The following is a 13,775-nucleotide window of genomic DNA, read 5'->3' on the forward strand; positions in this document are numbered from 1 at the left end:
CAGGAGTGCTGTATGTCCCGTGCCGTCCCGCGCGCAGTGCGTATGCGCCGCCTCACTGTTTCCGTACTGCAGGCTTTGGCTGTTCCCTCCGTCATGCTGTTGACCGCCAGCGCCGCCTGGGCCGGCTGTGACAGCGTCGCCCCCGTCGCCGGCCAGACGGTCACCTGCGATGCCAATGCGCCGAACCCGCAGACCGTTCCCGTCACCGCCAATGGCGCCGCCGGCATCACCGTCACTGTCGCCAGCACGGCGCAGCTGCAGCAAAGCGGTGGCAGCAGCGCGATTTCGCTTGTCGGGGCCGGTGGGCACCTGTTGTCCAACCTGGGCACGATCAGTTCGGTGGGCGGCGTGGCGGTGCAGCTCGGTGGCGGCAGCCGCGTCGAGAACTCGGGCAGCATCAGCACCGGCAACAACACCGCCCTGCAGTTCGTCGGCGCGGGCGACAGCGTGCTGGTCAACCGCGGAACGATCAGCGGGCGCACCGGCGTGCAGTTCGGTGCCGGAAATGATCGCCTGGACATGCAGGCTGGCAGCATCAGCGGCAGTGTGCTGCAGGGCGATGGCAATGATGCGCTGCTGCTGGGCAACGGTACGATCGACAGCGTCGACCAGGGCAGCGGCGATGACCAGATGACCGTCACCGGCGGCACCGTCACCGGCGTGGTGGCGCAGGGCAGTGGCCGCGATGATTTCGTCATGAGTGGCGGCACGGTCGGCGCGCTGCAGCAGGGCGACAACATCGATACCTTCCGCATGAGCGGTGGCCGCATCATCGGTGCGTTCGAGGATGGTGACCAGGCGTGGATGACCGCTGGCCGCATCGGCCGGGTCAACATGAAGCTGGACAAGAACCTGTGGGACCAGTCCGGCGGCACCGTGGACGGCAACGTGGTGACCGGCTTCGATACCGACACCATCATCATCTCGGGTACCGCCTACATCGGCGGCAACATCAGCGTCAGCGGCGGCAACGACAGCGTGACCATCACCGACGGCACCGTGCGCGGGCAGGTACTGCTCAGTACCGGCAACGACACCTTCAACTGGAATGGCGGCGGCATCGTCTACGGCGCGATCGACATGGGGCCGGACAGCGACGTCGCCAACCTCGGCAACCTCAACCAGGGCAACCTGGGGGCGGTGCCGATGTTCGACGGTGGCGGTGGCATCGACCAGCTCAACTTCCACAACGTCAAGACTGCCGGCGTGGGCCGCTTCCAGAACTGGGAGGCGATCAGCCTGGCCAACAGCACCGAGCTGACCTTTGATGGCGACCTGGTGCTGGGCGACAGCGGAACCGGCACCGGCACGTTCACCGTGGACGACACCAGCACCGTCTACGCGGGCAGTGGCGGCCATGCAGTCCGTCCGTTCAACAGTGGTGCACTGGTGGAGATGGTCAATGCCGGGCGCATCGACCTGACCGGCACCGGCGCAGGCGACGTGTTCACCGTGCGTGGCAACTACCGTGGTGACGGCGGTGGCCTGTACCTGCGTACCGTGCTGGGTGCGGACAATTCCAGCAGCGACCGCCTGGTGATCGATGGCGGAACCGCCACCGGTACCACCGGCATCGGCGTGCTCAATGCCGGCGGCAGCGGCGCCGCCACGCTGGCCGATGGCATCCTGGTGGTGCAGGCCTTGAATGGTGGCCGCACTGCGCCGGGCGCGTTCTCGCTGTTCGCACCGGTTGCAGCCGGTGCCTACGAGTACTTCCTGTTCAAGGGTGGTGTCAGCGCCGGCACCAGCGAGAACTGGTACCTGCGATCGACGCTGGTGACCGGACCAACGCCGGCACCCAACGGCGGCGGCACTGCCACGCCACCGCCCCTGACGCCGCCGGTCGCACCGCCGCCGGCGATCACCCCGGCACCGCCGCCGCCGCCTGAAGGCGCTACCGATCCGAACCTGACCGCCGGCGAGGCCGCGCCGCCACCGCCGCCACCGGAACCGGCGCCGGTGGCGCCGCCCAGCGACCCGGCGGTGCCGGACGTGCCGGTGGCCGGCGGTGCGTTGCCCGGTACCGGCACCCCACCAACGCCGGGTGCACGCCCGGCCGAAGGCGCGGTGGTGCCGCTGTACCGCGTGGAGACCGCCGCCTACGCCGTGGTGCCACCGCTGCTGCGCGAGACCTCGCTGGCCAGCCTCGGTACCTTCCACGAGCGGCAGGGCGAACAGCGCCTGCTGTACAACCAGGGCATATTCCGCACCGCCTGGGGCCGGTTGGTGGGGCACGGCAGCGAGATCCACTGGAAGGGTGATGCGCAGCCGGGCTTCGATGGCGATGTGATGGGCCTGCAGGCCGGTCTCGACGTGTGGGCTGCGGCGTCTGACAACCACCGCAACCAGATCGGCGTATTCGTTGGCCGCACCCGCGCGCAGGGCAAGACCACGGGTCTGGCACTGGGCTGGGAGAACGTGCAGGTAGGCCAGAACCGCCTGGATGACAAGCACGTGGGCCTGTACTGGACCTTCACCGATAGCAGTGGGGGTTACATCGACGCCGTGGCGATGCAGAGCCGCTACGACGGCCGCGTGCGTTCCTCGCGTGGGCTCGGCTTCGGCCTGAGCGGCGACGGTACCAGCGTGTCGGTGGAGGCGGGCAAGCCGCTGCTGCACTTCGGGCAGTCCGCATGGTGGCTGGAACCGCAGGTGCAGGTGATCTGGCAGCGCACTTCGCTGGATGACCGTCGCGATGAAGTATCGAGTGTGCGCTTCGACAACGACAACGCCTGGACCGGCCGCATCGGCCTGCGTCTTGCCGGCGATTACCAGCTGGCTGACAACGGCTGGCAGCCGTATTTCAAGCTCAATTACTGGCATGGCCGTTCTGGTGAAGACCGCATCCGTTTCGACGACGACGTGATCATCAATTCGCAGCGCTCACGCGCGCTGGAAGCCGGCGTGGGTGTGGTCGGGCGTTTCAACCGAACGATCAGCGCCTATGCCGTGGCCGACTACACGCGCGAACTGGGCGGCGACCGCAACGAGAAGCGCCGCATCATCGAAGGCAACATCGGCCTGCGCGCGGACTGGTAGCGCCCGGTGCAGATGTCCGACCCGCTCTGGTAGGTGCCGACCTTGGTCGGCACGAATCCCACCGGCGCCATGACGTTGCTCAGGTAGGTGCCGATCTTGGTCGGCACGAATCCCGCCGGCGCCATGACGCTGCTCTGGTAGGTGCCGACCTTGGTCGGCACGAATCCCACCGGCGCCATGACGCTGCTCTGGCAGGTGCCGACCTTGGTCGGCACGAATCCCACCGGCGCCATGACGTTGCTCAGGTAGGTGCCGACCTTGGTCGGCACGAATCCCACCGGCGCCATGACACTGCTCTGGTAGGTGCCGACCTTGGTCGGCACGAATCCCACCGGCGCCATGACCTCCGCGCAGCTGAGCATAGGCTCGGCTCTACAGCAGCGGTGCGCACGCATCCGGTTCCACCAGCGCCCCGGCATGATCGGCCAGCACCACCACCGCATGCAGCAGGCCTTCCTCCACCTGCGGCGGACACTGCGCCTGCGCATCATCCATCTCGCGTGCCGACTGCGCCGCCAACAAGATGCCCCCACACGCAGACACCGCCGCCAGGCAGCGCGTCGCCTCGGCCAGGTGCCGGCCGCGCGCCTCGCTGAGTTGCCGTTCGCGCCACGCCTGGCCGTCGGCCGCGTGGCTGTGAGCGATGCCGCGCAACCGGGCGAAGAACGCCGACGGCGGCGCCTGTTCGTTGGCTTCGGCGAGTGCGTCTTCCAACGCTTCGGCGACGGCAGTGGACAGCTGCAGGCCGGGAAGTGCAGCGCCGAGCAGGGCCTGCAGGCGTGGGTAGGTGGGGTGGGGCGTGTTCATGGCGGCAACCTCACGAGGCGAGGCCACCTGCGAAGCGCAAGGTGGCGGGCGGTGCGGGTTGGCGTGCCGGTCAAAATCAAAGCGAAAAAGCCGACGGATCACGAGGATCCCCACGCACCGCCCACCATGGGCAAGCCGGTGCATTGTCGCGATTGCCGCTGATGCGGCAAATCGATCGCTTCGATGTTTGATTCGGGACGCCAATCCCGGCCAGCGCAACGTACGTTGGCACAGCCAACTTCGCGCTTTCACTCGAACAACGACATGAGCAAAGTTGTAAATCATGCCCTGCATGGGAGTGCCAAAGCCGACACGCAACGGCGGCGGCAAGCGCGTATGCTGCGGTACTTGCTCACGACGAAGGAACGTCGAATGTCTATTGATCTCCGCGTGATGGCCACTGCACTGGGCGCCCTGTTCTGCACCACCGCACAGGCCGTGGCACCAGACGCCATCGACCTGCCGACAGCACAGGCACAGGTCCAGTTGCTGGACATGCTGGAGAAGGAATCGCTGTACCGCGACCGGGTGGACTGGCGGGCCATCCGCACGCGCCTGAAGGCGGCGCAGAACGACCCGGCTGAGGTCCGCGCAGTGCTCCGGCAGGCCATCGGTCGCAGTTCCGGCGGGCACGGCGCTTGGATCAGCGCAAAGCAGCTGCAGGCGAAGGCAGAACGCTTGGAGCGCGCCAATGGCGCAGCGACAGCGGCTCCGAAAGCAACGACGGCCCTGGCCGGAGCACCGGACCCGCGCATCGGCTGGGTGGAGATCGAGGGCTACGGTGTCATGCAGGGCCCGACGGCGCACCAGCAGATGAAGGAGCGTGCCAAGCGCTGGCAGGCGATCATCGATGACCAGGACAACGGCAGCCGCTGCGGCTGGATTGTCGATCTGCGCGACAACACCGGTGGCAACATGTGGCCGATGCTGCTGGGCGTGGCACCGCTGTTGCGGGTCACGCCCAGCGCCGACGAGAACGTGGGTTCCTTCGCTGCCGCAGATGGTCCGTCGCTCTGGCAGCTGACCTCATCCAGTGTGCGTCTTGGCGATCGCGTGCGGATCGATCTTGGTGGGCCCGGCTATCTGCTCAAACATCCGGGCGCGCCGGTCGCCGTGCTGACCGGCCCGCGCACTGCCAGCTCCGGAGAGGCCACCGTACTTTCCTTCCGCGGCCGGCCGCAGACGCGCAGTTTCGGCCAGCCCACCTCGGGGCTGTCCACCGCTAACGTGATGCGGCCGCTGGCTGATGGCAGCGCGCTGCTGCTGACCACCAGCGTGATGCGGGACCGCAATGATCGTGGCGATGGCTTGAAGATCGAACCCGACCAGCGCGTCGAGGGTGATGCCGCCACTGTGGCCGCCGCCCAGGCCTGGCTGCTGGCCCAGCCCGCCTGCCAGGGCAACCGGACATGATCCTGATCGGCCAACAGGAACGGGTGCTGATCGTCGGCCCCACCGAAGCGCACCACTGCCTGCGCTGCCAGACGGAAACCGAGTTCGCGCCGCAGCTGCGCTACAAGATGGCGCGCATCGACCTGCTGTTCGGCTTCACCTACCAGCGCCGCTACGAGCTGGCCTGCACCCGGTGCGAGCACGGCTGGGTGCTCGATACCGAGACCATGGACCAGCAGCTGGGCGGGGTGCCGATCCCGTGGCGGCACCGCTTCGGCCTGCCGTTGATGCTGGTGGGGGTCGCCGCGCTGGCGGTGGCCGGTTGGATGTGGCGGCACGGATACATCGGTTGAGGACCGGGCCTGTTAAAGTCTGCCCTGCAACCACGTACCGGAACCGACCATGGACCACGACACCCCGTTCGAACCCCTCAACGACCTCGAGGTGCGCCTGCTGCAGGCCCAGGACGGCACGCTGACCGCAGCGCAGTTCCTCGACGGCCTGCTGACCTCGACGGCGTTCGTGCTGCTGGACAAGGCCATTGGTGAGGATGGCGCCTGGGACGAGAGCATCTCGCCGCTGGTGCTGACCAGCGAGAGCGGCGAGCCGATGTTCGCGGTGTTCACCGCGCCCGAGCGCGCTGGCTTGTGGCACGAGCAGCTGCCGCAGTTTGCCCATGCCATGCCGATCGCGGTGCACGCGCTGCTGGCCGGTATCGGCGACGGCGTCGGCCTGGTGCTGAACCCGGGCCTGGACGTGGGCATGGAGATGATTCCCGATGCCGTGGCCCAGCTGAAGCAGCGTGCGGCGGCGATTACCCGTGGGATGGCGCACTGAAGCCAGTGATATAGGGGTGCCGGCCAGCGGCCGGCACTACCCATGGGAGTGGGTGCGCGGCCGCCACGGCGGTTGCGGATCAGCGGGCGGCGGCGATGGCTTTCACCCGCGCCTTGGCCAGCGCTTCGCCGATGGCCGGGCCCTTCAGATGCGTGGTATCCAGATCCCGCGCCTGCACTGACAGCGCCGCTTGGTGCAGGCGCTTGAGCGTTTCGCCCTGGGGGTAGTCGGCGTCCTCGAAGCCGAGCCGGCCGCGCTTGTCGGCCTCGCAGCACAGTGCGATGCGGGCCACGCGTTCCGGCCGGCGCAGCGCATCACAGCGGCCCAGCAGTTCCAGCACGGTGGCATCGCGCAGTTCGTCGATGCGGTGCACGTTCAAGTGCTCGCGACACACCGCTTCGGCCAGCTGCTGGTGTTCGGCGGGAATCTTCAACCGCGCACACAGTGCCTTCAAGGGCTTGATGCCGCGCTGCTCGTGCATGATGTGGCGCGGCCACTCCTCCGGCGGGGTCAGGCCCTTGCCCAGGTCATGGGTAAGCGCGGCAAAGCCGACCAGGTCATCGCCCGGCGCCAGTTTCGCGGCGGTGTCGCTGACCATTTCCTGATGGATGCCGGTATCGACCTCGGGGTGGAACTCAGCACGTTGCGGCACGCCATACAGCGCTTCCAGCTCGGGCAGGATCGGACCCAGTGCCTGCGCATCGTGCAGCGTGCGCAGGAAGGCGGAGGGCCGTTCACTGACCAGCGCCTTGCGCAGCTCCTGCCAGACGCGCTCGGGCACCAGCGCGTCCAGCTCGCCGCTGGCGGCGACCTCGCGCATCAGCGCCATGGTCTCTTCGGCGACGGTGAAGCCCAGCGGTGCGAAGCGCGCCATGAACCGGGCCGCGCGCAGCACGCGCAATGGATCTTCCACGAACGCGGGGCCGACATGGCGCAGCACGCGTTGCTCGATATCGCGCACACCGCCGTAGGGATCGACCAGCGTGCCGGTGTCTTCGTCGCAGGCAATCGCGTTGATGGTGAAGTCGCGGCGCTGCAGGTCTTCTTCCAGCGTCACTGCCGGGTCGGCATCGACCACGAAGCCGCGGTAGCCACGGCCGGATTTGCGCTCGGTGCGCGCCAGCGCGTATTCCTCAGCGGTCTTCGGGTGCAGGAACACCGGGAAATCGCGGCCGACGGCGGTGAAGCCCTGCGCTTCCATCTGCGCGGGCGTGGCGCCGACCACCACCCAGTCATGGTCGCCGGCAGGTCGCTGCAGCAGGCGGTCACGCACGGCGCCGCCGACAAGATAGATCTTCATGGCTGGAATCATCGCATGCCCGGCGCAGACGCACCGGTAGTGCCGGCCGCTGGCCGGCAACCGCAGTCACCCCGAAGCTGCCGGCCAGCGGCCTGCACTATCGATACAGCGTCCAGCCCGATCCAGGCCAGCAGGCTCATCGTTTCCCTCCCCAAGGAGTGGATACCGGGTCGTGCCGGCCAGCGGCCGGCACGACCGCAGTGCGATCAATCGCCGCCCTGGTCGGCGTTGGCGGCGCAGCTGAAGCGCTTGCGCTTGTCCACCAGGCGGCCCATCAGGCGATCGCTCAGCGGCAGCGCATCACCATTGAGGCGCCAGTCGTAGATCACGCTGAAGGCCAGCACGCGGGCCACGTACTCGCGGGTTTCCTTGTAGCTGATGGTCTCGATCCACAGGTCCGGATCAAAGCCCGGGCGCTGGCTCTGCCAGCGTGCGGTCGGGGTCGGGCCGGCGTTGTACGCGGCGATGGTCACGTAGGGCAGGCCGTCGTACTTGTTCATCAACTGGCGCAGGTAGGCGGTGCCGATGGCGATGTTGGTGTCCGGGTCGTACAGGCTGTCGGCGCCGCCGTAGCCGGTCAGGCCGATCGACTTGGCCACGCCGGCACCGGTGGCTGGCAGCACCTGCATCAGGCCCATGGCGTTGGCAGGCGAGCGCGCACGCGGGGTGAAGGTGCTCTCGGCGCGGATCTCCGCCGCCACCCAGGCCGGGTCGATTGCGTTGCGTGCCGATTCGCGGCGGATGGTGGCGTCGTGGTGCAGCGGGAAGCGCAGGTCGTACAGGCGCTGCTCCTGCGGCTGCTTGCCGAGCGCGAACACGGCGCGGTCGAACCAGCCGTTGTCCTGCGCCACGCGCACGGCGAGGCGACGCTGGGTGTCATCGAAGCGCGACAGTGCACTGTTCCATTCGGCCACGGCCCAGCCAGCGCGATCGATCTGGTACAACGCCATTGCGCGCTGGATGGCCGGGTCGCGCGCGATCACCGCCTGAGCCTGCGCGCTGTCGTTGGGCTGCCACGGGCACAGCGTGTAGCCCTGCTGCAGCTTGTCGGCGGCGAGGAAGCCGTGGAAGGTCGATGCACGCGCGGCCTCGCGGAACAGCGGCTGCGCCTGCTGGGCCTGGCCGGTCTTCTCCAGCATGCGGCCTTCGAAGTAGCGCCAGCGCGGGTCGCTGCGCTGCTTGCTGCCCATCTTGCGGATGGCGGTCAGCGCCGCGGTCCAGTCGCCGCGGGACATCGCTTCGCGCACGCGCCACTCGTGCAGGCGTTCGTCATAGGCCGACTCCGGCACCGCGTTGAGGCGGCGTGCCGAATCGGGCAGGTAGGACGCCACCGTCCACAGCGCGATCTGGTACAGCACCTGGCCCTGCTGGGCGGCACTCAGCCCCAGTGCCTGCGCGTACTGCGGCAGCTGCTGTTCGGTGGCGGCCGGGTCGGCCTTGGCCAGCTTGGCCAGGCCATCGGTGGCGATGCGCCGGCTGCGCTCGTTGCGGGGCCAGTTCAGGGCGCTGGCGTTGGGCTTGTCGACGAAGGCGGCGTAAGTGTTGGCCAGTGCCAGGTCAGTGGCAGGCAGGCCGCGGGCCGCGCTGCGCATCACGGCGGGCTGCCGCGCGTCGGCGGCAGCATCGATCCGTTCCCAGCGCAGGGCGTCGCTCAGGCCGCCTTGTGCCTGCAGCACGGTGAACACCGCATCGCAGCTGTCCGGCAGCGGCTTGCCGTTCTTGCGCCACAGCTCCTGTGCTTCGCTGATCCACTGCGGATCGGCCTTGCCGGTCACCTGGCGCGCGGTCAGCTGCGCACAGCGCAGGCCGGCGTTGTCGGTGGGCGCCCAGTTGGCCAGCAGGGTCGGCCAGTCCTGGCGGCGGGCGAGCGAGGGCAGCCACACGCTGCGGAACGTGCTGGCCACGGCCTGGCCCTCATAGCGCTTGAGGAAGGCCTGTGCCTGCGCGGTATCGACGGTGTCGATGTTGCGGCGCAGGTTGGCGTACTCCAGCCAGCCATACGCCGGATGGCGGCTGAGCGCAGCGGCCTGGCCAGGATCGAACTGGCCGCGTTCGGCGGCCGCGATCGCGGCTTTCAACTGCGCGTTCTGGGCATCGAGGGACTGGGCATTGGCGCAGCCGATCAGCAGCGTGGTGGCCAAGGGCAGCAGGGACAGGGCGGTCGAAGAGCGTCGGGTCATGGCATGCAGCATAGCGGGCAGTGGCTGAATTCAGTTTCGCATTGCGTGCACGCAATGCGTGGGCAACGATAGCTGAATGACTCCGCACAGGCCCCTGCCGCAGGCGGGCGCAGGCGTCGTAACGTCGGCCTTGGGCGAACGGCCCGGCTGCAGGGAGCGGCACATGGCGTTCAGTAGCGCAGGAAGAAGCGGCCCGCTGGCGGACATCAATGTCACGCCACTGGTGGATGTGATGCTGGTGCTGTTGATCATCTTCATCGTAACCGCGCCGATCGTGGCCCGGCCGATTCCCGTGCAGTTGCCACAGGCCACCGATCGCACGATCGATCGCCCCGAACCGCCGCCGCCGATCGAGCTGCGACTGGATGCGTCGAACCAGCTGAGCTGGGATGGCCAGCCGATGGCGATCGGCGATCTGCAGGGGCGCCTGCAGGCGCAGGCCGGCGAGCATGCCGGCAACCTGCCGGAGCTGCGCATCGCCACCGATCCGGCGGCCGAGTACGAAGGCATGGCGCGGATATTGGCTGCGGCCGAAGCCACTGGCATGGAGCGCATTGCCTTCGTGCGGTGAGTTTCGTGCGGTGAGTCCGGCAACGGGCGGCCTGCCATCGGCAGGCCGCTCTTCCTGCGAGGGAACGTGGCATGCGATACGGGATACAGCACGCGGCCTCACTGATGGCCGCCCCCAATCTGGCACCGCTGGTGGATGTGTTGCTGGTGTTGCTGGCGCTGGTGATCACCGCGCTGCCGATGGCGCAGGCGACCGGCCTCCTGGCGCTCCAGCAGCGCACCTCGTGCCCACCCTGGCCGGCGTCCTCACCCCAGCCGATCCACCTGCGCATCGACGCGGCGGGGGCGATGTTCTGGAATGGCCAGCCGCTCGACGCTGTCGCGTTGCAGCGGCACCTGGTGCAGGCGCAGCAGATGCCGCAGCAGCATCGCCCCTGGGTGCACCTGGCGACCGCCGACGACACCGACTACGAAGACATGGCACGCGTGCTGCTGGCCGTGAGCCAGCATGGGCTGCGCGTCGACGCGCCCGGTCACTAGCGCCTGCACCGACAAGTCCCCTTGATGAGTTGTGGCGGATCTCGGCGCGCGCTGACGCAGCCGGCATCAAAGTGGAGGGCGGTGAACAGTACCGTCCGGTTCTAAACGGTCCTCATCTGACGTAAATGGCTGTCAATTGCGTCAATTCCGCGTGAAAGAGTGTCGATCATCACGCCGTGATTTTTACCGCTTGTTTACAAAGGAGACGCTGCCGCCATGCAGGGGGGAGCGCGGCAGTCCATGTCCCGACATTCCTTTGGAGAGAGAGCGAATGAAGCACCTGCACCACCGCCCGTTGGCGGTTGCCGTCACGCTGTGCGTGATGGCCTTGGCACCCCTGGGTGCCGCTGCACAATCCACCACCAACCTCGACGCGGTGGAAGTCACCGGTACCCGCATCAAGCGCGCTGAAGTAGAGGGCCAGGTCCCGATCCAGACCCTGACCCGTGGCGACATCGAACGCACCGGCCTGACCTCGATCGGCGAAGTGCTGCAGCAGCTCACCGGTTCCGGCTCTGCGCTCAACGCCAAGTTCAACTCGTCCGGCAACTTCGGTTTCCCGCCCGATGGCAGTGGCGTGGGTGCCGGCTCGGCGCAGGTCGATCTGCGCCACCTGGGTGCCAAGCGCGTGCTGGTGCTGGTCGACGGCATCCGCTGGGTCAATGAATCGTCGGCGTCCGGTGTGGGCTCGGCCACCGACCTCAACACCATTCCGCTGGCCATCGTCGAGCGCATCGAGGTGCTGGAGGACGGTGCTTCGTCGCTGTACGGCTCCGATGCCATCGCCGGCGTGGTCAACATCATCACCCGCCGCGATTTCGATGGTGGGCAGGTGACGCTGAACTACGGCGAGTACAGCAAGGGCGACGGCACGCAGAAGGGCGTGGACCTGGCCTGGGGCAAGAGTGGCGATCGCTTCAGCCTGTTCCTGGGCGCCAGCTGGACCAAGCAGGACCCGGTATTCGCCAAGGATCGCGAGCAGTCGCGCTTCCCCATTCCCGGTACCGGCCTGGCGTTCGGCAGCGGTGGTATTCCGCAGGGCCGTTTCATGTTCACCGACCCGAACACCGGTGCGGTGCAGAACATCGTGCCCAATACCGGCGTGAGCAATCCGCGGTACGACGGCAGTGCCGGCTGCAGCCGCACGGATGACTATCACTGCTTCACCACCGCCGACCGCTTCAACTTCGCCGAATACAACATGGTGCTGACGCCGTCGGAGCGCAAAGGCCTGTTCGGCCAGTTCCGCTTTGACATCACCGACAACGTGCAGTGGTACATCAAGGCGCTGGGCAACCGCCGCGAGTCGACCAACCAGGCCGGCCCCGAGCCGCTGTTCTTCGGCCCCGATGGCGCCACCGGCAATCCGTTGGCCGACAACATCGTGGTCTCGCGCCTGAACCCGTACAACCCGTTCGGCTTCGATCTCGTCTCCGGCGACAACATGAGCCTGATCGGTCGTCGCCCGGTGGAGGGCGGTGCGCGCGTGTTCAAGCAGAAAGTGGACACCACCTACTTCGCCACCGGCCTGGTCGGTGACTTCCATGCCGCCGACCGCAGCTGGTACTGGGACGTCAACGGCATGTACAGCAAGAACAAGGCCGAGCAGACCAACTACGGCAGCTATGACATCTACAAGGTGAACATGGCGCTGGGCGATCCCGCGGTGTGCGCGGCCACGCCTGGCTGCGTGCCGTTGAACATCTTCGGTGGCGCCGGTTCGATCACCCCGGACATGCTGAAGTGGATCCAGCCGGTGGTGCGCGACCGCAGCCAGAACGAACTGAGCCTGTTCACCGCCAACCTGTCCAGCGAGCTGTTCTCGCTGCCGGCCGGTCCGGTGTCCTTCGCCACCGGCTTCGAGTACCGCAAGTACAAGGGCGCCTACCAGCCCGATCCGCTGACGGTGATCGGCCACTACAACGGCGTGCCGTCGCAACCGACCTCCGGTTCCTACGACGTCAACGAGGCCTACCTGGAGTTGAGCGTGCCGATCTTCGCCGACTCCTCGTTCGGCAAGAAGCTGGACCTGAGCCTGGCCGGCCGCTATTCGGACTACTCCACCTTCGGCGGCGAGTTCACGCCCAAGTACGGCCTGCGCTGGCAGGTGACCGATGACTTCGTGCTGCGCACCACGTACGCCGAGGGCTTCCGCGCACCGTCCATCGGTGAGCTGTACGGCTCTGCCGCACGTGCCGACCTGCAGCTGTTCGATCCGTGCTCGGTGGGCCTGGGCGGCACGCCGCCGCGTGGCAGCGCGGCCAACTGTGCTGCACTGGGCGTCCCGGCCGGCTTCCAGCAGGCCAACTCGCAGATCTCGGTGACCACCGGCGGCAACCGCGAGCTGGACCCGGAACGCTCGCGCAGCTTCAGCGCGGGCTTCGTGTGGAGCCCGTGGTTCGGCAACAACGCCTCGTGGTCGGAGCGCTTCGATGTGGAAGTCACTTTCTACCGCCATGCCATCGATGGTGCGATCCAGGCCATCAACGCGCAGACCCAGCTGGACCTGTGCGTGGATACACTGGACCCGATCTACTGCAACGGCATCACCCGTGCCAGCACCGGTGCGGTCAGCAGCTTCAACAACCGCCTGACCAACCTGGGTTCGATCAAGACCGACGGTTGGGACGTGGATCTGTTCTGGACGCTGCCGCAGACCTCCATCGGCCAGTTCAAGCTGGGGTGGAAGAACACCTTCGTCGGCCGTTACGAGGCCACTGGCGCGGCCGGGCAGAAGCAGCCGCAGAAGCCGGGCGTGGAAGTGGCCGACAGCTCGATCCCGGAGTGGACCAGCAATGCCAGCCTCGGCTGGACGATGGATCGCTGGAGCGCCAACTGGACGGTGCGCCACATCTCCGAGCTGACCGAGAACTGCGGCGATGCGGCGGCCTTCCCGGTGTGCAGCAACCAGGCTGCGGGCACCAACACGCTGTCGGCCACCACCTTCCACGACATGCAGGTGGGCTACAAGATCGACTGGATGAAGGGGCTGCAGCTGACCGCGGGCCTGAACAACGTGTTCGACAAGGATCCGCCGATCTGCCTGTCGTGCTCGTTGAACGGCTACGACGCTTCGACCTACGACATCCCGCGTGGCCGTTACTGGTACCTGCGCGCGGACCTGCGCTTCTGATGTGACGGTGGCAGCGCCGGTCAGTTCCGGCGCTGCC

Annotated in this window: 11 protein-coding genes; 7 read left to right on the forward strand and 4 right to left on the reverse strand. The window is 67.5% G+C overall.

Annotated features, from left to right (window positions below):
- Positions 1–12 precede the first annotated feature (12 nt).
- Positions 13–3,039, forward strand: a complete 3,027-nt coding sequence (locus E5790_RS13185) for an autotransporter outer membrane beta-barrel domain-containing protein (RefSeq protein ID WP_111205671.1) — start codon at positions 13–15, stop codon at positions 3,037–3,039.
- On the opposite strand, the gene E5790_RS13190 is transcribed toward E5790_RS13185, so the two are convergent.
- Both E5790_RS13190 and E5790_RS13195 read right to left on the reverse strand, forming a co-directional pair.
- Complete coding sequence (locus E5790_RS13190; protein ID WP_136191763.1) at positions 2,958–3,380, reverse strand: hypothetical protein; 423 nt, start codon at positions 3,378–3,380, stop codon at positions 2,958–2,960. The genes E5790_RS13185 and E5790_RS13190 overlap by 82 nt on opposite strands.
- 31 nt (positions 3,381–3,411) lie before the next feature.
- Positions 3,412–3,846: a hypothetical protein gene (locus E5790_RS13195; RefSeq protein ID WP_111205673.1), complete on the reverse strand. Its 435-nt coding sequence runs from the start codon at positions 3,844–3,846 to the stop codon at positions 3,412–3,414.
- A 393-nt stretch (positions 3,847–4,239) separates the two neighbouring features.
- Here E5790_RS13195 and E5790_RS13200 point away from each other — a divergent pair, with 393 nt between their 5' ends.
- The 3 genes from E5790_RS13200 to E5790_RS13210 are packed head-to-tail and all read left to right on the forward strand — an operon-like array spanning position 4,240 to position 6,075.
- Positions 4,240–5,259 (forward strand): S41 family peptidase, encoded by a 1,020-nt coding sequence (locus tag E5790_RS13200; protein ID WP_229653786.1) that lies wholly within the window; start codon positions 4,240–4,242, stop codon positions 5,257–5,259.
- Positions 5,256–5,591: a hypothetical protein gene (locus E5790_RS13205; RefSeq protein WP_014648413.1), complete on the forward strand. Its 336-nt coding sequence runs from the start codon at positions 5,256–5,258 to the stop codon at positions 5,589–5,591. Before E5790_RS13200 ends, E5790_RS13205 begins: the two co-directional genes overlap by 4 nt.
- A 49-nt stretch (positions 5,592–5,640) precedes the next feature.
- Entirely contained in the window at positions 5,641–6,075 is a 435-nt protein-coding gene (locus tag E5790_RS13210; protein WP_005419309.1) for an SseB family protein, read from the forward strand.
- 79 nt (positions 6,076–6,154) lie between these two features.
- Here the strand turns inward: E5790_RS13210 and E5790_RS13215 are convergent, their stop codons facing one another.
- Together E5790_RS13215 and E5790_RS13220 are read right to left on the reverse strand one after the other, a co-directional pair.
- Positions 6,155–7,375 (reverse strand): multifunctional CCA addition/repair protein, encoded by a 1,221-nt coding sequence (locus tag E5790_RS13215; RefSeq protein WP_053495110.1) that lies wholly within the window; start codon positions 7,373–7,375, stop codon positions 6,155–6,157.
- A 206-nt stretch (positions 7,376–7,581) separates the two neighbouring features.
- Positions 7,582–9,567 (reverse strand): transglycosylase SLT domain-containing protein, encoded by a 1,986-nt coding sequence (locus tag E5790_RS13220; RefSeq protein ID WP_111205675.1) that lies wholly within the window; start codon positions 9,565–9,567, stop codon positions 7,582–7,584.
- 151 nt (positions 9,568–9,718) lie between these two features.
- Here E5790_RS13220 and E5790_RS13225 point away from each other — a divergent pair, with 151 nt between their 5' ends.
- The 3 genes from E5790_RS13225 to E5790_RS13235 all read left to right on the forward strand — a co-directional run bounded on the left by E5790_RS13225 (position 9,719) and on the right by E5790_RS13235 (position 13,738).
- Entirely contained in the window at positions 9,719–10,126 is a 408-nt protein-coding gene (locus E5790_RS13225; protein ID WP_014648410.1) for a biopolymer transporter ExbD, read from the forward strand.
- A gap of 104 nt (positions 10,127–10,230) precedes the next feature.
- Complete coding sequence (locus tag E5790_RS13230; protein WP_014648409.1) at positions 10,231–10,605, forward strand: biopolymer transporter ExbD; 375 nt, start codon at positions 10,231–10,233, stop codon at positions 10,603–10,605.
- Between the two features lie 271 nt (positions 10,606–10,876).
- A complete protein-coding gene (locus E5790_RS13235; protein WP_032957323.1) occupies positions 10,877–13,738 on the forward strand; it encodes a TonB-dependent receptor in 2,862 nt (953 codons plus the stop codon).
- The last annotated feature ends 37 nt before the right edge of the window (positions 13,739–13,775 follow it).

Source organism: Stenotrophomonas sp. PAMC25021, from assembly GCF_004795795.1.
In the GTDB taxonomy this organism is placed as follows: Bacteria; Pseudomonadota; Gammaproteobacteria; order Xanthomonadales; family Xanthomonadaceae; genus Stenotrophomonas; species Stenotrophomonas muris.

Excerpts from the sequence above, each read along its gene's own strand:
- E5790_RS13225 (WP_014648410.1), top strand. The coding sequence starts at position 9,719 with ATGGCGTTCAGTAGCGCAGGAAGAAGCGGCCCGCTGGCGGACATCAAT.
- E5790_RS13195 (WP_111205673.1), bottom strand. The coding sequence starts at position 3,846 with ATGAACACGCCCCACCCCACCTACCCACGCCTGCAGGCCCTGCTCGGC.
- E5790_RS13235 (WP_032957323.1), top strand. The coding sequence starts at position 10,877 with ATGAAGCACCTGCACCACCGCCCGTTGGCGGTTGCCGTCACGCTGTGC.
- E5790_RS13220 (WP_111205675.1), bottom strand. The coding sequence starts at position 9,567 with ATGCTGCATGCCATGACCCGACGCTCTTCGACCGCCCTGTCCCTGCTG.
- E5790_RS13210 (WP_005419309.1), top strand. The coding sequence starts at position 5,641 with ATGGACCACGACACCCCGTTCGAACCCCTCAACGACCTCGAGGTGCGC.
- E5790_RS13185 (WP_111205671.1), top strand. The coding sequence starts at position 13 with ATGTCCCGTGCCGTCCCGCGCGCAGTGCGTATGCGCCGCCTCACTGTT.
- E5790_RS13230 (WP_014648409.1), top strand. The coding sequence starts at position 10,231 with ATGGCCGCCCCCAATCTGGCACCGCTGGTGGATGTGTTGCTGGTGTTG.
- E5790_RS13205 (WP_014648413.1), top strand. The coding sequence starts at position 5,256 with ATGATCCTGATCGGCCAACAGGAACGGGTGCTGATCGTCGGCCCCACC.
- E5790_RS13215 (WP_053495110.1), bottom strand. The coding sequence starts at position 7,375 with ATGAAGATCTATCTTGTCGGCGGCGCCGTGCGTGACCGCCTGCTGCAG.
- E5790_RS13190 (WP_136191763.1), bottom strand. The coding sequence starts at position 3,380 with ATGGCGCCGGTGGGATTCGTGCCGACCAAGGTCGGCACCTACCAGAGC.
- E5790_RS13200 (WP_229653786.1), top strand. The coding sequence starts at position 4,240 with ATGGCCACTGCACTGGGCGCCCTGTTCTGCACCACCGCACAGGCCGTG.